Source organism: Streptomyces sp. NPDC058221 (assembly GCF_042882365.1).
GTDB lineage: Bacteria > Actinomycetota > Actinomycetes > Streptomycetales > Streptomycetaceae > Streptomyces.
On the sequence record NZ_JBHVWF010000321.1, the window covers coordinates 1 to 1,187 of the forward strand.

The window sequence follows — 1,187 nt, forward strand, 5'->3', positions numbered from 1 at the left end:
ATGACGGGTGTGATGGGTGGGGGTGATCGTGAGCGGTTGTCGCGTTCGGGTATTGCGCCGATGACGAGTCAGGAGGCACTCGCCCTCCTCGACACCGCCCTGCGGAGCGACTCGACCTGCCTGGTACCGGCACGCCTCGACGCCGCGGCCCTCCGGAAGCTTGCCCAGCGGGACGAACTGCCGCCCATCCTCCGCGGTTTGGTCCGCACCAGGGCGCGTCGCACAGCCGGGAGTTCAGCAGGGCCCGTGACCGGATCCTCCCTGCAACGGCAATTGCAGTCGATGACGGACGCCGAACAGCTCACCCTGCTGCTCGACGTCGTCCGTGAAGCGGTGGCCGGGGTGCTCGCCATCGACCGTCCCCGCACAATCGATCCCCATCGGGCGTTCAAGGAGTTGGGGTTTGATTCGTTGACGGCGGTGGAGTTGCGGAATCGGTTGAATTCGGCGACGGGTTTGCGGATGCCGGCGACTTTGGTTTTCGATCATCCGACGCCTGATGCGTTGGTGGGGTTCTTGCGTGGGGAGTTGCTGGGCCGGGACGAGGGTGCGTCAGTGGTGCGGGGTGGGGCTGTTGATGAGCCGGTGGCGGTGGTGGGTATGGCTTGCCGGTTCCCGGGTGGGGTGTCGTCTCCGGAGGAGTTGTGGGAGTTGTTGGAGCGGGGTGGGGAGACGCGGGGTGAGTTTCCTGCGGGGCGTGGGTGGGATCTTGAGGGGTTGTATCACCCGGATCCGGATCATGCGGGGACGACGTATACGCGGTTCGGGAGTTTTCTGCATGAGGCGGGTGAGTTCGATGCGGGGTTCTTCGGTTTGAGTCCTCGGGAGGCGTCGGCGACGGATCCGCAGCAGCGGTTGTTGTTGGAGACGGCGTGGGAGGCGGTGGAGCGGGCTGGGATTGATCCGGCGACGTTGCGGGGTTCGGCGACGGGTGTGTTCGCCGGGATCATGTACAGCGATTATGCGTCGCGGTTGCGTGATGCTCCGCAGGAGTACGAGGGTTTCCTCGGGAATGGCAGTGCGCCGAGTGTGGCGTCGGGCCGTATTTCGTACACGTTTGGTTTTGAGGGGCCGGCGGTGACGATTGACACTGCGTGCTCTTCGTCCTTGGTCGCTGTGCACCTGGCTGCGCAGGCACTGCGCAGTGGTGAGTGCAGGATGGCTTTGGCTGGTGGTTCCACTGTGAT

General features: G+C 64.9%; 1 protein-coding gene. It reads left to right on the forward strand.

The annotated features are described in order from the left end of the window. Positions 1-246: 246 nt before the first annotated feature. A partial coding sequence (locus ACFVW8_RS39160; protein ID WP_389698832.1) for a beta-ketoacyl synthase N-terminal-like domain-containing protein occupies positions 247-1,187 on the forward strand: 941 nt, incomplete at its 3' end.